Genomic DNA, 22822 nt, shown 5'->3' on the forward strand with positions numbered 1-22822 from the left:
CTGCGTCTGTAGATGACGACTTTCTACCCACAGTGAGGCCACTGTGAATTCAGAAATTTCCAAGGCGGATAGGCATTGCACTGAATGAATGGCCTCAATAATCCAGAGGTTAAAAGCCACGAGACAGGCAACGCAATAAGCATTTAATTATAAGTACATGCGAACGATTCAATGTGTGCAACCATTCTTATTTAGCAGGCCATTATTTTAAGTGACGCGGGTCTGTTTATACAAGCGCATTACTTCACACACCGCTTAAGACTTCCTTAACGTAACTTAATTTTATGTCTGGGGGAGCCCGTTAATGACACGTTATGTTTATGAAATCACTGCCCGGCCAAACTGCTCTTTTACGTCGGTGTGGAGACCTGTTTGTCGCCAGCCTGACGCGACAAAGTGACCGTCTTCCGGGAAAATATGACGCTACGCAGGAATTGCGAGATAATTCCTGGCGATTTTATTCTGGAGTGACCTCGATGAACCAAGAAACCCACGTTCATGGCCCTGACTGCAACCACGACCATGATCACCACCACGACCACCAGCACGCCCACGTCCATGGCCCGGACTGCGGCCATGCGCCCCAGGAGCCGGTGCGCAATACCTTGAAGGACGTTGGCCGTAACGACCCTTGCCCTTGCGGCAGCGAGAAAAAATTCAAGAAATGCCACGGCGCTTAAGGCGACCGAACACCTGTGCGCTGCCCTGCGGCGCCTTCGTCTGGCAATAGCGATAATTCACCCGGAGAGTTCCATGATCGATCTGCATTACTGGACCACACCCAACGGCCATAAAATTTCGCTGTTCCTGGAAGAGGCTGGCCTGCCGTACAAGATTTTTCCGGTGAACATTGGCCAGAACGATCAATTCAAACCCGCATTTTTGAAGATTTCCCCCAACAATCGAATTCCGGCCATAGTCGACCATGAGCCAGCCGATGGTTTAGGCCCGCTGAGCGTGTTCGAATCCGGGGCGATTTTGCTGTATCTGGCAGAGAAGACCGGCAGGTTTATCGCGCAGGATTTGCGCGGCCGCCAGGAAACACTGGAGTGGTTGTTCTGGCAAATGGGCGGTCTAGGGCCAATGGCTGGACAGAACCATCACTTCAACCGGTTCGCGCCCGAGAAAATCCCTTACGCGATCAAACGCTATATAGATGAAACAGCGCGCTTGTATGGTGTGCTCGATCGGCGTCTGGCCGGTCGGGATTTCGTCGCCGGTAGCGAATACAGCATCGCCGACATGGCCATCTACCCATGGATCGTGCCGCACACGGCGCAAGAACAGAACCTCGACGATTTCCCGAATGTGCAGCGGTGGTTCGACAGCGTCGCCAACCGCGCCGCGACCAAACGGGCCTATGCGTTGGTGGAACACATTAATCCGCCAAAGCCGTAACCCAACTGACCCGGCTCTATCGGCAACAAATCCGCACATTAGCCGCGATGGCTGCTTGCGTGGTGCGTGCCTGCTCACTAACGTAGCGCCTTCCACGCCACCCCCCGCAGGAGCTTTGCCATGGCCTCGCCAGCCCTCTCACATTTTCTACCCCGGTTCGGCGTTGCCGCAGCAGTCGCTGGAGCCCTGAGCCTGACCGGTTGTCAGCTCAATGGTGGCGGTAGCGACACGCTGCCGCCGACCTCTGGCGTGTACCCGCTCAAAGGGTTAGCGCAAAACGTTTCGGTGCGCCGCAACAACCTCGGTATGCCGCTGATTGAAAGCAACACCTTTCACGATGCGCTCTTCACCCTGGGTTATGTACATGCCAGCGACCGCATCAGTCAGATGGTCGGCATGCGCTTGCTCGCTCAAGGTCGCCTGTCCGAAATGGCCGGCCCTAGCGCGCTGGAAATTGACCGCCTGATGCGCTCGATCAACCTGAAGAAGAGCGCCAGCGAGCTGTACAACAGTTCCTCACCACGCCTCAAGCGCTTCTTTGAAGTCTATGCGCGCGGCGTCAACGCTTACCTGTTTCGCTACCGCGACAAGCTGCCGGCGGACCTGGCTGCGTCAGGCTATCACCCTGAATACTGGAAGCCGGAAGATTCGGCGCTGATCTTCAGCCTGCTGAGTTTCAGTCTGTCGGAGAACCTGCAAGAAGAGCTTTCATCCCTGGTATTGGCGCAAAAAGTCGGCGTGGACAAACTCGCCTGGCTGATCCCGACCTATCCCGATGAAGAGTTACCGGTTGCCGAAACAGAGAAGCTCAAGGGCTTGAACCTTGGTCAAGTGTCAGGGCTGAGTGATCTGAATCGAGTCGCCAGCCAACTCTCCGACCTGAACATGCTCGGCGTTGCGGCCGCGAACAACTGGGCGATCTCGCCACGGTACAGCAGAAGCGGCAAAAGCCTGCTGGCCAACGACATACACCAGCGTGCGGCGCTGCCCTCAGCGTGGAGCTTCGTGCAAATCCGCGCCCCGAAATATCAGGCTGCCGGGATCTCCATCGCTGGCCTGCCCTTGGTGATGGCTGGCTTCAACGGCAAGCTGGCCTGGAGCATGACCGGGGTCATGGGCGACAATCAGGACCTGTTCATCGAGAAGCTCAAGCGCGAAAATAACAACCTGTTCTACATGGCCGATGGCAAATGGCAACCCGCCATCGCGCGCAATGAAACATTCTTCATTAAAGGTGAGCGCCCCGTTCGCGAGGCTGTCTACGAAACTCGTCACGGACCACTGCTCAACAGCGCTCTGGGCGAGCGAACAAGCCCGCAGCAACCTGTGCAGTTGAACGGCGGCTTTGGTTTGGCTCTGCAAACGCCGGACTTCAAAGACGACAAGAGCATGGACGCATTCTTCAACCTGTCCCGCGCTCAGAACGTCGAAAAAGCCTCCGATGCCAGCCGCGAAATTCGCGCCATCGCCCTTAACATGGTGTTCGCCGACGCCCAGAATATCGGCTGGCAAGTCACCGGGCGCTTCCCTAATCGCCGCGAGGGGCTTGGCCTGGTACCGTCGCCGGGCTGGGATGGCCGCTATGACTGGGACGGTTTCGCCGACCCAATGCTGCACCCCTATGATCAAGACCCGGGACAGGGCTGGATAGGCACTGCGAACCAACGCACCGTGACTAAAGGTTATGGCATGCAGTTGTCCAACTCCTGGAGTTACCCGGACCGCGCCGAACGCATCGCCGAACTGGCGGGCAGCGGCAAACAGGACACCCGCAGCACGATCGCCATGCAGTATGACCAGACCACGACCTTCGCCGCCAAACTGAAAAAGATGTTCGAGGCCCCTGGCATGGCCCTGCCACTGAAACAGGCAATCGAAGCCCTGCCAGCAGCAGATCGCGGCAAGGCACACGAAGCACTGACGCACCTGATGGCATTCGACGGCAAGCTCTCCGCCACCTCGGCTGACGCTGCGCTGTATGAACTGTTCCTCCAGGAAAGTGCCAAGCAGATATTCCTCGACGAGCTGGGCCCTGAAACCAGCCCGGCCTGGAAAGCACTGGTCCAAAACGCCAACCTCTCCTACTCGGCCCAAGCCGATCATTTACTGGGGCGCGAAGACAGTCCCTATTGGGACGACATCAAAACGCCGCAAAAAGAAGACAAGCCGACGATCCTTGCCCGCAGCCTGGCAGCCACCATCACTGCGGGCGAAAGCCAGTTGGGCACCGACCACAAAGCCTGGCAATGGGGCAAACTGCACCACTACCTCTGGGCCTCGCAAGGCAGCCAGCGCAGCCCGATTCCCGCAGGCGGTGATCACAGCACCCTCAACGAGTCGGCCTATAACTGGGGGCAGGATTTCGACACCCGACTGATCCCGACCACCCGGTTCATCGTCGACTTTGGTCAACAGGAACCGATGATGGGGCAGAGCACTGGCCAATCCGGCAACCCGGCCAGCCCGCACTACGCCGATGGCATCGACCCTTGGCTCAAAGGCCTGTATATGAGCATCCCTCTGCAGCCGCAGAACTTCGACAAGGCCTATGGCAAGGAGCGGCTGACGCTGACGCCGGGGAAATAAAGCCCAGCGTCTGTGAAGGCGGTGTGCCAGTCACACCGCTATCGCGGGCAAGGTCGGCGCCTACAGAATGTCCACTCAGCGTTTGACTTGGAGCTGTGGGCGATTTATTTGCATTTTTGAGTCAGTTCAAACGCTCTTTTTTGGGGCGCTGCTTTTAGCGTGCCCATTTCTGAACACGGCAAAATCTTGTAAAGGTTGGCTTGCCCAAGATCAATTCCCAAACGCTCGCAGCAGTGGCATCTTGGCCCGCGAATAAATTAGCCTATCCTGTTACTCGTTTAGGGCTCGGAATGAACACTTTTCCATCAAAGTCATCATTGCGACAACTCCGTACATTTAAAACGCACGTTCGTCTCTTTGGTTCAAAAATTGCTATCTTCTCCGTGTCTGGCACTCGCCGGTAGCAAGACTCGCGTGTTCCCAACGCTCATTTTGGTTTTAAGGACTGATCAATGAAAAAAGCATGGCTGACCCTTTCCGCATTGGCTATTTGTCTGGCCGCTGGTAATGCAATGGCCAAGGAATACAAGGAATTACGTTTCGGCGTCGATCCTTCTTATGCACCTTTCGAATCAAAAGCAGCCGATGGCAGCCTGGTAGGCTTCGATATCGATCTGGGCAATGCGATTTGCGCCGAGCTGAAAGTTAAATGCAAATGGGTCGAGAGCGATTTCGACGGCATGATTCCGGGCCTGAAAGCCAACAAATTCGACGGCGTTATCTCGTCGATGACCGTAACAGACGCCCGGACGAAGGTTATCGACTTCTCCAACGAACTGTTCTCAGGCCCGACTGCACTGGTGTTCAAGAAAGGCGCTGGCGTAACTGCCGACCCTGCAACGCTCAAAGGCAAGAAAGTTGGCTATGAGCAAGGCACCATTCAGGAAGCCTATGCCAAGGCCGTATTGGACAAGGCTGGGGTAACAACCCAGGCCTATGCGAACCAGGACCAGGTTTATGCTGACCTGACTTCCGGCCGTCTCGATGCTTCCGTGCAAGACATGCTGCAAGCAGAACTGGGCTTTTTGAAGTCGCCAGCAGGTGCCGGCTTCGAAGTCAGCAAGCCAATCACCGATCCACTGCTGCCGGCCAAAACCGCAGTCGGTATCTCGAAAGGTAACAAAGAGCTCAAGGCGCTGTTGGATAAAGGTATCAAAGCGTTACACGACGATGGTAAGTACACAGAAATCCAGAAAAAACACTTTGGTGATATGAACCTGTACAGCGGTAAATAACATCCCAACGCCCGTCGATTTCAGGTGAGAATCCGTCACCTGATTCGATGGGCGTTTTTTTGACCGCAAAAGGTTTGATCCATGTTCGACGAAATACTGCAAAACCTTGGATTATCCGCCTTCAGCTTGAAAGGCTTCGGCCCGCTGCTGCTTCAAGGCACCTGGATGACCATCAAATTGGGAATCCTGTCGCTGTTGGTGAGCATTGTGCTCGGCCTGATCGGCGCCAGTTCCAAACTCTCCAGCCTGCGCATATTGCGCATCCCCGCGCAGGTCTACACCACCTTGATCCGCGGCGTGCCCGATCTGGTGTTGATGCTCTTGATTTTCTACAGCCTGCAAACCTGGCTGACCGGTCTTACCGAAGCCATGGACTGGGACTACATCGAAATTGACCCGTTCTCTGCTGGGGTCATCACCCTGGGGTTTATTTATGGCGCTTACTTCACCGAAACCTTCCGTGGCGCGATTCTCTCCGTCCCACGCGGGCAGGTCGAAGCCGCCACCGCGTATGGTTTGAAACGCAGCCAACGCTTCCGTTATGTGGTGTTCCCGCAAATGATGCGCTTCGCCCTGCCGGGCATTGGCAACAACTGGATGGTGATGCTCAAGGCCACCGCACTGGTGTCGATCATCGGCCTCGCCGACCTGGTCAAAGCCGCTCAGGATGCCGGCAAAAGCACGTATCAACTGTTTTACTTTCTGGTCGTGGCCGCACTGATCTACCTCCTGATAACCAGCGTCTCCAACGTTGCTTTGCGCTGGGCTGAACGACGTTACGCCGCAGGTAGCCGGGAGGCACAACGATGATCGAACTTCTTCAGGATTACTGGCGGCCGTTCCTTTATAGCGACGGTTACCACATCACTGGCCTGGCCATGACCATGTGGCTGCTCAGCGCTTCGATCGCTATCGGCTTTCTGGTGTCGATACCGTTGTCTATCGCCCGGGTGTCGCCTAAATTCTGGGTGCGCTTGCCGGTACAGTTTTACACCTACCTGTTTCGTGGAACGCCGCTGTATATCCAGCTACTGATTTGCTACACCGGCATTTACAGCATCGCCGCCGTGCGTGCCCAGCCATTGCTGGATGCGTTTTTTCGCGACGCCATGAATTGCACGATTCTCGCGTTCGCCCTGAACACCTGCGCTTACACCACGGAGATTTTTGCCGGGGCGATTCGCAGCATGAACCATGGTGAAGTCGAAGCGGCCAAAGCCTATGGGCTCAGCGGCTGGAAACTCTATGCGTACGTGATTATGCCGTCGGCGTTGCGTCGTTCGTTGCCCTTCTATAGCAACGAAGTGATTCTGATGCTGCATTCAACCACCGTGGCCTTCACCGCGACCGTGCCGGACGTTCTTAAAGTGGCTAGGGATGCCAACTCGGCAACCTTCATGACCTTTCAGTCCTTTGGTATCGCCGCCCTGATTTACTTGACGGTCACCTTTGCGCTGGTCGGCCTCTTCCGATTGGCCGAGCGCCGTTGGCTGGCCTTCCTTGGCCCGGCTCACTAGGACTTTCACATGCGCCATAACACGCACGATCTGCTCGCCCCGCTGCCTGGAACCGCACGACAGATCCACAGCTTTCACTACGGCCCAGAAAACAGTGGCCGCAAGGTCTATATCCAGGCGTCCCTGCACGCGGACGAATTGCCCGGCATGCTGGTGGCCTGGTACCTGAAGCAGCGCCTGGCCGAGCTGGAAAATGCCGGTCTGCTGCTAGGCGAAATCGTCGTCGTCCCTGTCGCCAACCCCATTGGCCTGGAACAAGTGGTGATGGACATCCCGCTGGGTCGATACGAGCTGGAAAGCGGGCAGAACTTCAATCGCTGGTTTGTCGACTTAAGCCTGCAGGTGGGCGACGATGTCGAAGCGCGGCTCAATAATGATCCGCAGCACAACCTTGAACTGATCCGCAGTAGTCTGCGCACGGCACTGTCCGCTCAGGTCGTCAACACGCAGTTGCAATCCCAGCGGTTGACCCTGCAGCGCCTGGCCTGCGATGCCGACATGGTGCTGGACCTGCATTGCGACTTCGAAGCGGTGGAGCATCTGTACACCACTCCCGACGCTTGGCCACAGGTCGAAGCGCTGTCGCGCTACCTCGGCGCTCAGGCCAGCCTGCTGGCGACCGATTCCGGCGGACAGTCGTTCGATGAATGCTTCACCCTGCTTTGGTGGCAGTTGCAGCAGCGCTTCGGCGCGCATTTTGCGATTCCCATGGGCAGCTTTTCGGTGACCCTGGAGTTGCGCGGCCAAGGCGACGTCAATCACGCCCTGGCCAGCCGCGATTGTCAGGCACTGATCAACTACTTGATGCAGCACGGCGTGATCGCCGGAGATCCGACACCCCAGCCAGAGTTGTTGTACCCGGCAACGCCGCTCGCCGGTGTCGAACCGGTCGCAACGCCGGTCGGCGGCCTGCTGGTGTTCTGCGCCCAACCCGGTGAGTTTCTGGAAGCCGGGCAGCAGATCGCCGAAATCATCGATCCCATCAGCGATCAGGTAACGCCGATCCACACTCTCAATTCCGGCTTGTTGTATGCCCGCTCTTTGCGGCGCATGGCGACCGCCGGCATGGTCATCGCTCACGTCGCAGGCACCGAAGCCTACCGTAGCGGTTACCTGCTCTCTCCTTAAGGACTGCACGGCATGTACAAACTGACCATTGATGGCCTGCACAAATGCTATGGCGACAACGAAGTACTCAAAGGCGTATCACTCAAAGCCAACACGGGCGACGTCATCAGCCTGATCGGCGCCAGCGGCTCGGGCAAAAGTACCTTTTTGCGCTGCATCAACTTTCTTGAAACCCCCGATGAGGGCGCCATGACCCTGGACGGCCAGCCCGTGCACATGACCAAAGGCAGGCATGGCATGCACGTCACCGACCCCTCAGAGCTGCAACGCATCCGTACTCGCCTGGCAATGGTGTTCCAGCATTTCAATCTGTGGAGCCACATGACCGTGCTGGAGAACGTCAGCATGGCCCCGCGCCGCGTGCTGGGCGTATCCAAACGTGAAGCCGAAGAGCGCGCGCGCAAATACCTGGATAAAGTTGGCCTGCCGGCACGCGTGGCGGAGCAATACCCGGCTTTCCTCTCAGGCGGCCAACAACAGCGCGTTGCAATTGCCCGCGCGTTGGCGATGGAACCGGAAGTAATGCTGTTCGACGAACCCACCTCAGCCCTGGACCCGGAGCTGGTCGGCGAAGTACTCAAAGTGATTCAAGGCCTGGCCGAAGAAGGCCGCACCATGATCATGGTCACCCACGAAATGAGCTTCGCCCGCAAAGTCTCGAATCAGGTGATGTTCCTGCACAAAGGGCTGGTTGAAGAACAGGGGCATCCTGACGATGTACTGGGCAGCCCACAAAGTGATCGGCTGCGGCAGTTTTTGAGCGGGAATTTGAAATAGCGAGAAAGGTCCTTTCACGCGGTAGTCGAACCGAATACACACGCCACTCACCACGTTCTGGCGCCGGCGCATTCAAACGACGGGCTTGGGTGGCGCCTCATCTGGAAGCGTTGGCACACCAGGCTCAGTGGGCTCAGTAGGTTCGCCAGGCTGCTCGTTGGGTGTGTCGGGGTCTGGCTGGCCGGGAATGCCGCCGACCCTGTTGATCTGGGGATACGCGAGCAACGACCACGCCAGCAGGCCCACGTGGTTGTATTCGCTGTCTGCGGCGGGGACGATGCGTTTCGAAATTGACGTCATAGGGCACTCCTGAGTGTCGACTCCGCTCGCTCGGCGCGAGAGGGAACAGTCCAGTCAATAGAGTGCCAAAATGACCACTAATTCCCCGAGCGCCGGATCAACGGCACATCAAGTGCGCGGCAACGTCACGCCGCGCTGACCCTGATACTTGCCGCCACGATCCTTATAAGAGATTTCGCACTCCTCATCAGACTCCAGAAACAGCATCTGGGCCACGCCTTCATTGGCGTAGATCTTCGCTGGCAAGGTAGTGGTATTGGAAAACTCCAATGTCACGTGACCTTCCCACTCAGGCTCGAGCGGCGTTACGTTAACGATGATTCCGCAACGGGCATAAGTACTTTTGCCCAGACAGATGGTCAGCACATTACGGGGAATGCGAAAATATTCGACCGTGCGCGCCAACGCAAACGAGTTCGGCGGGATAATGCAGACATCGCTGGTCACGTCGACGAAGCTTTTTTCATCGAAATTCTTTGGATCGACGGTCGCCGAATTGATGTTGGTGAACACCTTGAATTCAGCCGCACACCGCACGTCGTAGCCGTAGCTGGACACACCGTAGGAGATCAGGCGGTTAGCGCCTTCACCGCGTACCTGGCGCTCCACAAAGGGCTCGATCATGCCGTGCTCTAGTGCCATGCGGCGAATCCACTTGTCCGATTTGATGCTCATGGCAGTGTCCTGAATAGCGAGGTGGAAAAATATGTTGGGCATCTTACCGGGCCGGGCCGCCGGGTTCAAAGATTCTAGAGGTCACAGCCATCGATTCGACCCCCTCTTTTAGCAATGAGAAGAAATAATCCTGAACAAGGCATTGGCACTTCTCGAAAAACCAGATAAGGTGACGTCACTGTGTTGCTTGTGTCACTGAGAATCTCTACACGATGTTGAATTTCGATCCAACCATCTCCAAGAATTTTTCCTGCTCTTTGCACTCAGTCTCGGCCAGGGTTCTTCCTGCGTCGCAGTTAACTTTGTCCAAGGAGATACACCATGTCTAATCGCCAAACTGGTACCGTTAAGTGGTTCAACGATGAAAAAGGCTTCGGCTTCATCACTCCACAATCCGGTGACGACTTGTTCGTTCACTTCAAAGCTATCCAATCCGACGGCTTCAAAAGCCTGAAAGAAGGCCAACAGGTTTCTTTCGTCGCTACCCGCGGTCAGAAAGGTATGCAAGCTGAAGAAGTTCAAGTTATCTAACTTGTACTGAATCGCTTAAAAGAAGCCCCGCCCTCAAAAGCGGGGCTTTTTTATGCCCGTTGCAAAATAACCAGCGGTGTCCGGACGGACTCTTCGCGACAGCAATACAAAACCTGAAGCGAACGCTACGATGCCTGCATCTGCTTAACCAAGGTGCTCGTCCATGCTGATCGGCATTCTGCTCATCCTCACCTGGCTGATTCTGCTATTGCGTTACCCGACCAAGGCGCTCCTGGTGTCACTGGCTGCACTGCTGGGTCTGGGGGCCGTGGCAATGTGGGTAGTGTGGCAGGATAGTCGCGAAACGCGGCAGTTGGAGCATCTGGAGTTGCGACTCAACTATTTGCCGCAACACTGCCCACCCGACCGTCCGTTGCAGATCCAGCTACATAACGGCAATGATGTGCCGCTGCTTACCCTGCATTGGCGTATTGCTGCTTATATGCCGGGGGATACGGTCAATCTGGCGGATAACGCCTACGCGGCACCTCGCTATCGCGGCCCTGGCGAATTGCAGGCCGGTGGTGACTGGCAAGATTGCTTGCCGCTGCCACCGCTGCGTCCCGGTTACCGCGCACAAACCGTAGAGTTTCGTGCCGAGCACTTACAAGGTAGTTTCTCGGACTAGGTCCATTAAGGAAAAAACATGCCCATCGCTCTTATCACTGGCTGCTCCAGCGGCATTGGCCGTGCGCTGGCGGACGCGTTCAAAGCCGCTGACTATCACGTATGGGCCACGGCCCGCAAAACCGAAGACGTCGCCGCGCTGAACGCAGCCGGCTTTACCGCTGTGGAACTGGACGTCAACGATGGCGCGGCCCTTGAGCGATTGGCCGCTCAGATCGAGCAACACGGTGGCCTCGACGTGCTGATCAACAACGCTGGCTACGGCGCCATGGGGCCTTTGCTTGATGGCGGCGTGGACGCCATGCGGCGGCAGTTCGACACCAATGTGTTCGCGGTGGTCGGTGTCACCCGTGCGCTGTTCCCATTGTTGCGCCGCAGCAAGGGAATGGTGGTCAATATAGGCAGCGTCTCCGGGGTCCTGGTCACGCCATTTGCGGGCGCTTATTGCGCCTCTAAAGCCGCCGTGCATGCGCTCAGCGATGCCCTGCGTCTGGAGCTCGCGCCATTCGGTATCAAGCTGATGGAAGTCCAGCCCGGCGCCATCGCCTCCAGCTTTGCCAATAATGCCAGCCGCGAAGCCGAACTGTTGATCGGGGAGTCCTCGCCCTGGTGGCCGCTGCGCGAAGCCATTCGCGCCCGTGCCAGAGCATCACAAGGCAACCCGACCCCCGCCAGCGACTTCGCCCGCGACCTGCTCAGGGCGGTGAAGCAAGACAATCCGCCCCGTTTGCTGCGATTGGGTAATGGCAGCCGCGCCATGCCACTGATGGCCTGGTTGCTGCCCAAGGGCCTGCTGGACAAGCAATTACGCAAGCGCTTTGGTCTGGATGTGCAGCTATGATCCGCGCCACCGAACCGCTCGAGGCCAGCCACATTTACCCGGACAGTCAAGACGCGAGCTACTGCGACGCCTACCAGATCTTGACGCCCGCCGGTGATGACTCGATGTTGACACTGGCGACGCAGGTGCTGGGCTCGACGCCGAAATGGATCGACTTCTTGATGCTGTGTCGCAATCGGATTGTCGTCCTGCTGGGCCTGAAAGACCTGGGCGGGATGAGAAATATTCGCAGGGATAAAGCCGTCGAGGACTACCGCATAGGGGATCGGGTGGGGATTTTTACGCTGCTATATCTGGCTGAGAATGAAGTCATCCTCGGCGACGCGGACAAGCACCTGACGGTGAAGGTGTCGATCTACCGTCAGCACGCAACGCACGACTGCGAGTTGACCGTGGCCACCGTGGTGCACAACCACAATTGGCTGGGGCGCCTCTACATGCTGTTCGTGGCGCCGGCGCACAAGGTCATCGTGAGGGCCTCGTTGCGCCGTTACCTACGCACGCTGACGGCGCGCAAATAGATAATCAGTGGTCCTGCGGATTAACAATCACTGTGCAGGTAATCCCCGCCGCCAACACCACATCGTCCGGCACTTTATCCAGGTGGATGCGCACGGGCACACGTTGGGCCAGGCGCACCCAGTTGAAGGTCGGGTTAACATCGGCGGTCAGTTCGCGGCTTTGCGGGTTGTCCCGGTCGTAGATGCCACGGGCGATGCTTTCGACATGGCCTTTAAGCACTTCGCCGCTCATCAATTGCATATCGGCCAGATCACCCACGCGAATGTGCGGGAGCTTGTTCTCTTCGAAGAAGCCGTAGACCCAGAATGAGTTCATATCGACCACGGCCATTTTTGCATCGCCGATCCGCGCATAGTCGCCGCGGTGCACGTTGAGGTTGGTGACATAGCCATCAACAGCAGACAACACCTGGGTGCGTTTGAGGTTGAGCTCAGCCGCGTCCAGTTCCGCTTGGGCGAGCTCATAGTCGGCCAGCGCCGAGTTGGCGATATTGCTCGCATCGTCACGGTTTTCGCTGGAGATCACCAGGCTATCCATGTCTGCGCGGCGCTTGGCATTGAGCTTGCGCATCTCCCACGTTGACTTGCGCGAAGCCACTAACGCCTGCGCCTGTTTGACGGCGAGCTGGTAATGCTCTGGGTCGATCTGCATCAGCACGTCGCCCTTTTTCACCTGTTGGTTGTCGCGCACCGGCACATCCACTACAACCCCGGAGACATCGGCAGCCACGTTGATCACATCGGCGCGCACCCGGCCATCGCGGGTCCATGGCGTGTCCATGTAGTTGATCCACAGAGTGCGACCAATCCAAAGAGCCATGGCCAGAACCAGCAAGGTAGCAGTCAGACTGAAGAGCTTTTTCATCCAGGGGTTCTCAACAAAAGTGCATCAACGGTAAACAGTGAGCGCCAAAGCGCCAAAGATGCAGGTAAACACGCACAGACGCAGGAGCGCCGGATGCCAGAAGAGCCGATACAAATCAAACCCGGACAAGAGCCTACCCAGCGTCCAGGCAAGGACCGCCGCGATCAGGAACATCAAAGTCATGGTCGGCATATAGACGCCGTGCAGGGCGATTTCACGAGGCATGGATCAGTCCTTGCGGCTTGCGTAACGGAGCATACGCGGCCAGGGGAGATTGCGGGTCGAGCAGCGAAGTCCGGATAAAGTGCAGGTAACTCTGGACTCGCCGCAATACCGAGGTGTCGAAGTGTCGGGCAAAGGGTTCGTCAGTACCCTGCACACGACTGATGGCATGGTCGACGGCGATCAGGGCACGCTCCAGGTTACTGTGATTGGGTAGCAGGAATAAGCGCACCAGCGAACGCCCCATCACCCGGATTGCCAGGCGCCAGGACTGCGATTCGGCATAGCATGAGTGCACCGGCATGACGGATTGCTCACGACGCAACTCGATGATGGCATGACCGACTTCAAGCACCACGAACATCCAGCGCAACAGATTGCGTTGAACCTCAGGCTGCCCTGCCGCCAGGCCATAGGCTTGATGCAGCAGGTCGCGGGTACGGCTTTCGAAGCTTGAGCCTAAACCGCGCAACGGCGCACTGATGGCGAACAATACCTGCTGACGCAAGTCCTGCTCAAGCCGGCTCCACATCCAGCGACTGTTGGGCGGCATGATGATTGCGCCTGCCGCCGCGCAGACCAGCATGCCGAGAACCATCCCGATGTAGTCGTTGATAAACCCATAGGGGTTGTAGATCGTCAGGTTGTCAGGCACCGAGCCGGTACTGAAAAATATCAATAATCCCAAGCCATAGCCTGCCAATTGCGGCCGCGAGGAGAGAAACGAACCCAGCACCAACACCGGGGCCAGAACCAGACACAGCAAGGGGAAACCATCGATAAACGGGTACACGAAAAACATCTCTATAAAGCCAAATATGGCTCCCAGAAACGTACCGCAAGCCATCTGAAAGGCCATGCGCTTAGGGTTCGCCGACGAGGCCGAAAGGCCAATGGTGGCGGCGGCGACCAAGGTCATGACGGCGCCACTCGGCCAGGCGGTGGCGACCCAATAGCTGCCCAACACCAGAAGGACGAACGAGGCTCGAACACCGGCGGCGAGGGCCGCCATCCAGTTCGTTTGTGAGGTAAACGGCTCATCCCACTGTTCACGGGCATGGTTGTGATCGGCCAGCGAGGCGTGGGTCTGAGCGTAACCGTGCATGTCATCGACAAAACGATACAGCAGCTCATAGGCGGTGTGAAAATCCAGCAGGTCAGCCTCTGCGGGTTGAGTCTCGACCAGCGCCGCACGCAGGCTGCGCACGTGCTCCGGCAGTCCCTCTTTAAAAGCCGCCAATCGCTCGGCCAATCGCGCGGCGTCGGCATCGGTCAAGGGACGCCCGGAAAACGGTTCAAGCAAATCGGCCAGTGCCATCAACCCAGGCTCAATGGCCCCAATCACCTGAACCACCTCCCGGCTGCGCAAGCGTCCGAGCAGTTGGTGCAAGGCATTGAAGCGCGTGGTAATGGCCATGAACTCACTGTTCAGGCGATTGAGCCGGCCGTTGCGGCGGCGCATGTGCGGGTCTTCGAACACGGTGACACTGCGCAACCCTTCCAGGCCGATCGCTTCAGCAATGAAGCGCACATTACCGGCCTCGAATGCGCCCGACTCATTGCCCACCCGCAAACCATGAGCCACGAACCCGGCGAACACGCCGAAGCGCAGGTACAGCGCGTTACGCATCGCCGCGCTGGCGGTCTGCGGCAAGATCGCGACACTGACCAGCGTCGAGCACAGAATGCCCAATGAAATTTCCAGCACCCGCCACATGGCGGCCATGAACGCCCCGTCCGGGTGCGCCAGGGCAGGCAGGCCGACCATTGCTGCGGTATAGCCCGCGAGAACAAAGCCATAGGCTCGAAAGTTGCGGTTACGTGCCGCACCGGCAGAACAAATGCCCACCCAGATCGCCAGGCTGACAAGGAACAACTCAGTGTCCTGGGCGAACAGGGCAATCAGAGCCACCATCACCGCCGAACCGGTCAACGTCCCCAGAAAGCGATAGAAACTTTTGGCCAGGACTTGTCCGTTTTGCCGCTGCATCACAATAAACACGGTGATCATCGCAGTGCGGGGCTGCGGCAACTCCAGGCGCATGGCCAGCCATAAAGTCAAGAATGCGGCGAACAGCACCTTGAAGATATAGACCCAGGTCACGCCATCGCTGCGCGCCCATTCAAAGAAACTGCGGCGCCATTCCAACGAGCCCAGCCAGCGCAGTGGTGCAAACAGTTGGGTCATGGCCGGCTAATCATGTGATCGTACGCGGCAAGGGCCGCAGAGGGTTTGCTGGGCGCGGTCTTGTTCTCGTCGGGTGAATCAGCACCTGCCGACAAGCCGCCACCCAGCGCAACCACCAACGCGGCATGAGCGGTCAGGCGTGCAGCCTGAACCTGCTGCTGAATCTCCTGCTGATGAAACAACAAGGTCTGGGCATTGAGCACATTCAGGTAATCGGTCAGACCGCGTTTGTAGGCGACTAAGGCAATGTCATACGTCTTCTGCGCCGACGCCACCGACTCAGCGGTGAACACTTGCTGCTTGTCCATCGAGGCACGACGGATCAATTGATCAGAGATGTCTTTGAGCGCATTGATCAGCGTCTGGTTGTACTGCGCCACGGCCACGTCATAACCGGCCGCCGCTTCACCCAGCTCCGAGCGCAAACGCCCGCCATCGAAGATCGGCAAGCTGATAGCCGGGCCAACGCTGTAGTTGAGTTTCTTGCCGGCCAGGAACGACAGCATGCCGCCACCGGTGGCCATGTAACCCAGGCTGCCGACCAGATCGACGTTAGGGTAGAAGCCGGCATGTGCGACATCAATGCCACGCGCCTGGGCTGCGACCCTCCAGCGGCTGGCGACCACATCCGGGCGCTGCCCGAGCAGTTCAGCCGGCAGCGCCGACGGCAGTTTTAAAGCGACCTGCAACGACAGCGTTGGCCGCTGCAACTTCGCGCCCTCCCCCGGCCCCTTGCCCGCCAGCGCTGCGAGCTGATTACGGCTCAGGTCAATGGCCTCGTCCAGCGCATCGATTTGCCGATGGGTTTCCGGCAGCGGTGTTTCGGCCTGGCTGACTTCTAAGTGGGTGCCGATCCCGCCACTCAGGCGGCGTTGTGCCAGATCGAGAATCTGCTGTTGTTGGGCCAGCGTCGCCTCAACGATATCGCGCTGGGCAAAGTTCAACGACAACTGAATATAGGCACGGACGATGTTGTTCTGCAGCTCGAGTTGCGCCAGCCGTGACTCGGCGACACTCATGTGCGCCAGATCAAGCGCCTGTTCGGTGGTATTGCTTTCCTGACCCCACAGGTCGAGGGAGTAACTCAGACCCAGCGACGCATTGTTATCCCAAGTGCTGGTGTTCGCCAGCGCGCCAGGACCGTAGAACTGATCGGTAGGCCAGTTATGACGTTTGAGGGTGGAGTCGCCATTGATATGCAGCGATTCGGCGGACTCGGCGATACCGGCCATCGCTTTGGCCTGACGCACACGGGCGGCGGCCATGGCCAGGCTCGGACTGCCTTGGGCGGCAAGCTCGATCCAGCGGTTAAGTTGCTCATCACTGTAAGCACGCCACCACTGGGCGGCGGGCCAATGAGCATCTTTTGCAGCACTTTGGATCGCTTCATCCGTGGCCAGGGCGTTGGCTGGCAAAGAGTGGTCTTGAGGAGCAATCCCCCCAGTCCCGATGCAGCCGCCTATTGCCAAGGATAAAGACAAAACACTGAGGAGCTTAAGCCCTCTGATCATGCGACGCGGCACAGCTGCGAGTTCCCGACTTAGGTGAAATAGCGTGAATACAGCAATTCTAGGCGGCGCTCAAAGCGGCGATAAGCCGAGGGAAGTGTGATTCTTTGTTACCGAACGAGCGATAATCCATTGGTCTGGCTCACACGCGACTGTTACTTCATGTCACACTTTGCCGATCTCACCAGAGAACTGCCAATGGATACCCTGCAAAACATGCGCGCTTTCAGTTCCGTAGCGCAAGCGGGAAGCTTCACTGCCGCAGCAGTGCAGCTCGATACCACCACCGCCAACGTATCGCGTGCCGTCTCAAATCTTGAAGCTCACCTGCAAACCCGATTACTCAATCGCACCACTCGTCGCATTGCCCTCACCGAAGCGGGCAAACGCTACCTGTTGCGCTGTGAACAGATCCTCGGGTACGTCGAAGAAGCCGAAGCCGAAGCCAGCGATGCACATGCCCGACCGGCAGGACAGCTGAAAGTCCATTCGATGACCGGCGTCGGCCAGCATTACGTGATCGATGCCATTGCCCGTTATCGCAAGCATCACCCGGACGTGACCTTCGACCTGACCATGGCCAACCGCGCGCCTGATCTGCTCAATGAGGGTTACGACGTCTCCATTGTCCTGGCCAGCGAGTTGCCCGATTCGGGTTTCGTTTCCCAGCGCCTGGGGATCACCTACAGCATCGTTTGCGCTTCGCCAGCCTACGTCAAAGCCTTCGGTGCTGCGCAAAAGCCCCAAGACCTGCTCAACCATGCGTGTCTGCGCCTGGTGAGTCCGGTGATTCCACTGGAGAAGTGGTTGTTCGATGGTCCTGAAGGTCAGGAGATGGTTACCATCGTCACCTCGCCCTTCCTGGTCAATTCGGCCGATGCCATGAAAACCGCCATCTGCAGCGGCATGGGTGTCGGGATTTTGCCGATTTACTCCGCCATCGAAGGATTGCGTAATGGCACGCTGGTGCGGGTATTGCCCAACTACCGCTCGCAGGAACTGAACCTGTACGCCATCTACCCCTCGCGCCAGTACCTGGATGCGAAAATCAGGACCTGGGTCGAATACCTGCGCGGCTCATTGCCAGAGATTCTGGCCGCCCATGAAGCCGACTTGAAGACCCACGATTTGATGAACATCGTCTGACCCGCACGGCTCGCCAGAAGAGCGCCCTCGAAAGAACCAGATGCCCAGGGACGGGCAAGAATGTTAGCGTGCTACGCACTGACCATTCGAACGTCCGAGAGTATCTGCCTGATGAAAAAGACCGTACTTGCCTTCAGCCGCGTGTCGCCCGAAATGGCCGAGCGCCTGCAGCAAGATTTCAACGTGATCGTACCCGACCCCAAGCTTGGCGATATGAACGCGCAGTTCAATGACGCGCTGCCGCACGCCCACGGCCTGATCGGCGCGGGCCGCATGCTGAGCCGCGAACAATTGCACAGCGCCATCAAGCTGGAAGTGGTGTCGAGCATCTCAGTGGGCTACGACAATTACGAGCTGGGCTATTTCAACGAGCGCGGCATCATGCTCACCAATACCCCGGATGTATTGACCGAAAGCACCGCCGACCTGGCCTTCGCGCTGCTCATGAGCAGCGCCCGACGCGTTGCCGAACTGGACGCTTGGACCAAGGCTGGGCAGTGGAAACGCACGGTCGAAGCCTCGCATTTCGGCACCGACGTGCACGGCAAGACCCTGGGCATCGTCGGCATGGGCAACATCGGTGCTGCCATCGCCCGCCGTGGCCATTTCGGTTTCAACATGCCGATTCTGTACAGCGGCAACAGTCGCAAGACCTCGCTGGAACAGGAAATGGGCGCGCAGTACCGCAGTCTCGATCAATTGCTGGCTGAATCCGACTTCGTCTGCCTCGTGGTGCCGTTGAGCGAAAAGACCAAACACCTGATCAGCACCCGCGAACTGGCGCTGATGAAGTCGAGCGCGATCCTGATCAACATCTCTCGTGGCCCGGTGGTCGACGAACCGGCGCTGATCGAAGCCCTGCAGAAAGGCACTCTTCGTGGAGCAGGTCTGGATGTGTACGAAAAAGAACCGCTGGCCGAATCACCGCTGTTCCAGTTGAGCAACGCCGTCACCCTGCCGCACATCGGCTCCGCCACCCACGAGACACGGCAGGCCATGGCCGATCGCGCCTACCAGAACCTGCGCAGCGCGTTGTTGGGTGACCGGCCGCAGGACCTGGTGAATCCACAGGTGTGGAAGGGCTAAACCCTTAGGCCAGCTTGCCGTTGCCGCTATTGGCAGGGTTAACGGCAGGCATCTTTGGCTTACGAAACACCAACACATTCCCCAGCATCACCAACACCAGCCCCATCAACGCGGGCAGTGTCCATTGGTAGCCTTCGGCGAACGCCGAGATATTCAGCGCGACCACCGGGAACAGTACAGTGCAATACGCAGCGCGTTCCGGCCCCATGCGTCCGACCAGCGTCAGGTAAGCGGTAAAGCCGATGACTGAGCCAGCAATCACCAAATACACCAGTGAACCGATGTAGCGCGTGTTCCATTCGAAGCTGAACGGCGTGCTGCTGAGCAGGCAATACACGCTGAGCATTGCCGCACCGTAGAGCATGCCCCAGGCATTGGTGGTCAAGGGTCGTAAGCCGGCCTTTTGTTGCAGACTGGACAACAGATTACCGGCGGAGAAACACAGGGTGCCAAGCAGCGCCAGGCCCAGACCGAGCAAGGTTTCGTGGCTGGCCGTACGCCCGGCCAGTTCAGGCCAGAACAGACACGCCAGACCGACCAGCCCCAACGCCCCACCGGCCAGCACATTGCGCGCGACTTTCTGGCGAAAAAAAATCCGTGCATTCAGTGCGTTCCACAGGGTCGAGGTGGAGAACACCACTGCGATCAGGCCGCTGGGGATCCACTGACTGGCGGTGTAGAAGCACATGAAATTGATGCAAAACAGGCACAGTCCCTGGGCGAGGCAAATAAGCTGGCCACGCCGATTAACCTTTTGCAGACGCCCGCTCAACAGCAGAATGACGAACAACACCAACGCCGCGAAGCCGAAGCGATAGACGATCGACACCGGAATCGCCACGACGCCGAGCTGTAATTTCAGAGCGATCCAGGTCGTGCCCCAGATCAAAACGGTGAGTAAATAAAGCGATATGTTCATCGTTGGGCTCCTGAATGAAGCCTCAGTCTGGCGTTTTGCGTGAGCGTCGACTTGCACAATCTTGCGCATTTAATCACGGGGAGGCTGGCAGCTCGGGTGCTACGGAGTAGGATGCGAATCGGAGAGAACGCGTTATGCAGCCACTGGAAACCATCCAAGTCTTTCAAGCCCTGAACAGCTCGCCCAACGCTCGTCTGGAACAAAGCGCGGGCCTGGGTGACGGCATGGTCGCGGCCCTCTGGAACAACCGGCACGATGCGCAGGAGTACCAGGCGCCGAGCCACCACACGCTGTCCTGCTACATCGAAGGTGGCACCGGGACCTTTCGCCGCGACCAGCCCAATGACAAAGGCGGGCCGGGGAAATTGTGCGTATTGCCTGCCGGCCATGAATCAGCCTGGGTGATCAATGGTGAGATCCGTCTGGCGCATTTGTACGTCAGCCCCGAGCAATTCGCGCTGGGCTGCGTCACCCTGCTGGACCGTGAGCCGCGCGAGTTGCAACTGCGCGAAAGCACTTTCATCGACGACCCCGAACAAGTGCTGCGTTTTCGCCAGTTGATCCAACTCAACTGGAGCGAACCCGGCGAACGCCTGCTGACCAGCAGCCTGGCCCACGAAATGCTCAACCATGCCCTGCTCAGTCAGGTTGGCCAGCGCGAAGGTCTACGCCTCAAAGGCGGGCTGGCCCCACACCTGCGGCGGCAACTGGTCGACTGCATCGAGCACCGCCTGGCTGATCCTCTCAGCCTTGGCCAACTGGCGGGGCAATGCGCGCTGTCCGAATACCACTTCGCGCGCATGTTCCGTGAAAGCTTCGGCCTGCCGCCCCATCAATACCTGCTCGCCCGCCGCCTGGCCCACGCCCGGCATCTGCTGCGCACCAGCAACCACCCCTTCGGTGATATCGCCATGGCATGTGGTTTTGCCAGTGCGAGTCACTTCAACAATCGTTTTCGGCAGGCAATGGGCGCGACGCCGGGGGAATATCGGCTGGCGTTTATCCGGTAATTGATCGACGCCTTCGCAGAGGAATATTGACCCTTCGGCATCTCTTATCAAACAACCTGTAAGTAATTGAAAAATAAAGCATAAATCACACAAATTTTTCAGCAAAACACTGACTCTAATGAAATGGTTACCCCCGCCTACCCAGTGGAACGCCCACTAAGCTTTCACTGGGTATTTAACGGAGATCATTTCCATGAACCACGCAGCGATTGTCAGCATTGATCTGGGAAAACAGAGCTTTCATGTAGTTGCTCACGATAACCAAGGGCGCGAGCTTCAACGCAGAAAGCTCAGCCGCGCAACCTATCCCAAATACTTTGCCAATCTTCCACCGTGCACTGTCGCGATGGAAGCGTGCGGTGGGGCTCACTTCATGGCTCGGGAGATGATCAGATTCGGGCATGAACCCAAGCTGATTGCACCGCACCATGTGCACCCCTATGTCAAAAGCAACAAAAATGACTTCGCTGATGCTGAAGGCATTTGCGACGCCGCCAGCCGGGGCAGCATGCGATTTGTCGCACCCAAGTCTGAAGCGCAGCAAGCTTTGGCCCTGCTCAATATCGTGCGCGACTCGTTCATCAAGGATCGCACCGCCACCGTCAACCGCATCCACGCCGCGCTTCTGGAAGTCGGTATCGGTTTGACTCCCAGTTTCAAAGCCATCAGGGAATTGCCGGTATTACTCGAAACCTGCGACTTCTCTGGGCTAATCAAAACGTTGCTAATGGACCTGCATAGCCACTTCACTTACCTGGACCAAAAGGTCAAGGCGATGGACCATCAAGTCGAACGCCAAGCCGCTGACGATGATCTGGCCCGCCGGTTAATGACGATTCCGTGCGTCGGCCCGATCACCGCCACCGTCGTGGCTGCAGAGTTGGGCGACGGTCATCAGTTCAAATGTGGGCGTGACTATGCCGCCTCGATAGGGCTTGTACCCAAGCAACACAGCACCGGCGGCAAGCAGGTATTGCTGGGGATCAGCAAGCGCGGTGATAGAAATCAAAGGCGTCTATTTGTCCAGGGTGCTCGAGTCTATTTGATAACGCTGGATCGACGGACGGGCCCACTGGCGGACTGGGTCCGCCAGTTGCTGAGCCGAAGCCATCCAAACAAGGTGGTTTGCGCCTTGGCCAACAAACTGGCACGTATCGCCTGGGCAATAGCCGCACACCACAGTGAATTCGATGCAGGGCCAAGCGCTATGGACGCCTGACCCTGCTGTCACCCAAGCACCACCCACCTGGTTTTGCGATGCTGAATAACAGATGACATGAACGGCCAACCGGCCTGACGGAGATCCTGGGCTCCTACGCGGCTCTTGAAGCCGTAACTCTAATGAGGACCGTCAGGCGCGATTTTCATCGAGGCGCGGGCATAAGCTCAGACGCCGAATAGATGACCGCAAGCCAACCATGCATCGGATTTAGTATTGCAGAAAAGGGGGTAACCATAGATGTAGGAGCTGCCGAAGGCTGCGAGCGACCGGGAACCGGTCGCTTTCTTGAGACCGCTGAAGGTCGTGCCGGTCGCCCGCGACCCCGGCCTATCGCAGCCTTCGGCAGCTCCAGGATTCAGTTTGCTGCGCGACAGCGCAGCGTCGAAGACAGGGGCCTTCTACATAAAATCAGTACGGACCTTGCGCCAAAGCCCGTCGCTGATGGTCTAATCCCGGCCTGCCACCCCTGATTTTTTCCACGTCAAAATATTTCTGTGCACAAAGGGCTTGAATTGTTTCC

At 57.8% G+C, this 22822-nt stretch carries 23 protein-coding genes; 16 read left to right on the top strand and 7 right to left on the bottom strand.

Features of this window, described 5'->3' with window-relative positions:
* Positions 1 to 476: 476 nt before the first annotated feature.
* The 8 genes from AC1ME2_RS08020 to AC1ME2_RS08055 all read left to right on the top strand — a co-directional run bounded on the left by AC1ME2_RS08020 (position 477) and on the right by AC1ME2_RS08055 (position 8641).
* On the top strand, positions 477 to 680 hold the full coding sequence (locus tag AC1ME2_RS08020) for an SEC-C metal-binding domain-containing protein (RefSeq protein WP_330200383.1): 204 nt from the start codon (positions 477 to 479) through the stop codon (positions 678 to 680).
* A gap of 73 nt (positions 681 to 753) precedes the next feature.
* Positions 754 to 1398 (top strand): glutathione binding-like protein, encoded by a 645-nt coding sequence (locus AC1ME2_RS08025; RefSeq protein ID WP_480440275.1) that lies wholly within the window; start codon positions 754 to 756, stop codon positions 1396 to 1398.
* 120 nt (positions 1399 to 1518) lie between these two features.
* The gene (locus AC1ME2_RS08030) at positions 1519 to 3984 is read left to right on the top strand and encodes a penicillin acylase family protein (RefSeq protein WP_480440276.1); all 2466 of its coding nucleotides are present in this window, start codon (positions 1519 to 1521) and stop codon (positions 3982 to 3984) included.
* A 452-nt stretch (positions 3985 to 4436) separates the two neighbouring features.
* Positions 4437 to 5219 (top strand): transporter substrate-binding domain-containing protein, encoded by a 783-nt coding sequence (locus AC1ME2_RS08035; RefSeq protein WP_480440278.1) that lies wholly within the window; start codon positions 4437 to 4439, stop codon positions 5217 to 5219.
* Positions 5220 to 5300: 81 nt separating this feature from the next.
* Positions 5301 to 6029, top strand: a complete 729-nt coding sequence (locus tag AC1ME2_RS08040) for an ABC transporter permease (protein ID WP_480440280.1) — start codon at positions 5301 to 5303, stop codon at positions 6027 to 6029.
* Entirely contained in the window at positions 6026 to 6736 is a 711-nt protein-coding gene (locus AC1ME2_RS08045) for an ABC transporter permease (protein WP_480440282.1), read from the top strand. Before AC1ME2_RS08040 ends, AC1ME2_RS08045 begins: the two co-directional genes overlap by 4 nt.
* 9 nt (positions 6737 to 6745) lie before the next feature.
* Positions 6746 to 7864, top strand: a complete 1119-nt coding sequence (locus tag AC1ME2_RS08050; RefSeq protein ID WP_480440284.1) for a succinylglutamate desuccinylase/aspartoacylase family protein — start codon at positions 6746 to 6748, stop codon at positions 7862 to 7864.
* A 12-nt stretch (positions 7865 to 7876) separates the two neighbouring features.
* Entirely contained in the window at positions 7877 to 8641 is a 765-nt protein-coding gene (locus AC1ME2_RS08055) for an ABC transporter ATP-binding protein (RefSeq protein ID WP_480440286.1), read from the top strand.
* A 72-nt stretch (positions 8642 to 8713) separates the two neighbouring features.
* Here AC1ME2_RS08055 and AC1ME2_RS08060 read toward each other — a convergent pair whose 3' ends face one another.
* Both AC1ME2_RS08060 and dcd read right to left on the bottom strand, forming a co-directional pair.
* The gene (locus AC1ME2_RS08060) at positions 8714 to 8941 is read right to left on the bottom strand and encodes a hypothetical protein (protein ID WP_480440288.1); all 228 of its coding nucleotides are present in this window, start codon (positions 8939 to 8941) and stop codon (positions 8714 to 8716) included.
* 108 nt (positions 8942 to 9049) lie between these two features.
* Positions 9050 to 9616, bottom strand: coding sequence for a dCTP deaminase (gene dcd / locus AC1ME2_RS08065; RefSeq protein ID WP_219064163.1), 567 nt, complete (start codon positions 9614 to 9616; stop codon positions 9050 to 9052).
* A gap of 321 nt (positions 9617 to 9937) precedes the next feature.
* Here dcd and AC1ME2_RS08070 point away from each other — a divergent pair, with 321 nt between their 5' ends.
* From AC1ME2_RS08070 to AC1ME2_RS08085, 4 genes are all read left to right on the top strand, one after another.
* Positions 9938 to 10147 (top strand): cold-shock protein, encoded by a 210-nt coding sequence (locus tag AC1ME2_RS08070; RefSeq protein ID WP_014336857.1) that lies wholly within the window; start codon positions 9938 to 9940, stop codon positions 10145 to 10147.
* A 163-nt stretch (positions 10148 to 10310) separates the two neighbouring features.
* Positions 10311 to 10775, top strand: coding sequence for a multidrug transporter (locus AC1ME2_RS08075; RefSeq protein WP_480440290.1), 465 nt, complete (start codon positions 10311 to 10313; stop codon positions 10773 to 10775).
* A gap of 18 nt (positions 10776 to 10793) precedes the next feature.
* Positions 10794 to 11615, top strand: a complete 822-nt coding sequence (locus tag AC1ME2_RS08080; RefSeq protein ID WP_480440291.1) for an SDR family oxidoreductase — start codon at positions 10794 to 10796, stop codon at positions 11613 to 11615.
* Positions 11612 to 12136: a DUF2867 domain-containing protein gene (locus tag AC1ME2_RS08085; protein ID WP_480440293.1), complete on the top strand. Its 525-nt coding sequence runs from the start codon at positions 11612 to 11614 to the stop codon at positions 12134 to 12136. Before AC1ME2_RS08080 ends, AC1ME2_RS08085 begins: the two co-directional genes overlap by 4 nt.
* A 4-nt stretch (positions 12137 to 12140) precedes the next feature.
* Here AC1ME2_RS08085 and AC1ME2_RS08090 read toward each other — a convergent pair whose 3' ends face one another.
* Genes AC1ME2_RS08090 through AC1ME2_RS08105 form a run of 4 tightly spaced genes read right to left on the bottom strand, consistent with a single transcriptional unit; the run spans position 12141 to position 16934 of the window.
* Positions 12141 to 13001 (bottom strand): efflux RND transporter periplasmic adaptor subunit, encoded by an 861-nt coding sequence (locus AC1ME2_RS08090; RefSeq protein WP_480440294.1) that lies wholly within the window; start codon positions 12999 to 13001, stop codon positions 12141 to 12143.
* 24 nt (positions 13002 to 13025) lie between these two features.
* Positions 13026 to 13226 carry a DUF1656 domain-containing protein gene (locus AC1ME2_RS08095; protein ID WP_480440296.1) on the bottom strand — a complete coding sequence of 67 codons (201 nt, stop codon included), beginning with the start codon at positions 13224 to 13226 and terminating at the stop codon, positions 13026 to 13028.
* Positions 13216 to 15411, bottom strand: a complete 2196-nt coding sequence (locus AC1ME2_RS08100; RefSeq protein ID WP_480440297.1) for an FUSC family protein — start codon at positions 15409 to 15411, stop codon at positions 13216 to 13218. The genes AC1ME2_RS08095 and AC1ME2_RS08100 overlap by 11 nt, the downstream gene beginning before the upstream one ends.
* Positions 15408 to 16934, bottom strand: a complete 1527-nt coding sequence (locus AC1ME2_RS08105) for an efflux transporter outer membrane subunit (RefSeq protein ID WP_480440299.1) — start codon at positions 16932 to 16934, stop codon at positions 15408 to 15410. The genes AC1ME2_RS08100 and AC1ME2_RS08105 overlap by 4 nt, the downstream gene beginning before the upstream one ends.
* 183 nt (positions 16935 to 17117) lie before the next feature.
* Here AC1ME2_RS08105 and AC1ME2_RS08110 point away from each other — a divergent pair, with 183 nt between their 5' ends.
* Positions 17118 to 18065: a LysR family transcriptional regulator gene (locus tag AC1ME2_RS08110; protein WP_480440301.1), complete on the top strand. Its 948-nt coding sequence runs from the start codon at positions 17118 to 17120 to the stop codon at positions 18063 to 18065.
* A gap of 111 nt (positions 18066 to 18176) precedes the next feature.
* Positions 18177 to 19151, top strand: a complete 975-nt coding sequence (locus AC1ME2_RS08115; RefSeq protein ID WP_480440303.1) for a 2-hydroxyacid dehydrogenase — start codon at positions 18177 to 18179, stop codon at positions 19149 to 19151.
* A gap of 4 nt (positions 19152 to 19155) precedes the next feature.
* On the opposite strand, the gene AC1ME2_RS08120 is transcribed toward AC1ME2_RS08115, so the two are convergent.
* Positions 19156 to 20070, bottom strand: a complete 915-nt coding sequence (locus AC1ME2_RS08120) for a DMT family transporter (RefSeq protein ID WP_480440305.1) — start codon at positions 20068 to 20070, stop codon at positions 19156 to 19158.
* 134 nt (positions 20071 to 20204) lie between these two features.
* On the opposite strand from AC1ME2_RS08120, the gene AC1ME2_RS08125 reads away from it, so the two are divergent.
* The gene (locus tag AC1ME2_RS08125) at positions 20205 to 21080 is read left to right on the top strand and encodes a helix-turn-helix domain-containing protein (RefSeq protein ID WP_480440308.1); all 876 of its coding nucleotides are present in this window, start codon (positions 20205 to 20207) and stop codon (positions 21078 to 21080) included.
* Between the two features lie 193 nt (positions 21081 to 21273).
* Positions 21274 to 22299 carry an IS110 family RNA-guided transposase gene (locus AC1ME2_RS08130; RefSeq protein WP_480440312.1) on the top strand — a complete coding sequence of 342 codons (1026 nt, stop codon included), beginning with the start codon at positions 21274 to 21276 and terminating at the stop codon, positions 22297 to 22299.
* Positions 22300 to 22822 lie beyond the last annotated feature (523 nt).

This window comes from Pseudomonas sp. ASL9 (assembly GCF_056680335.1).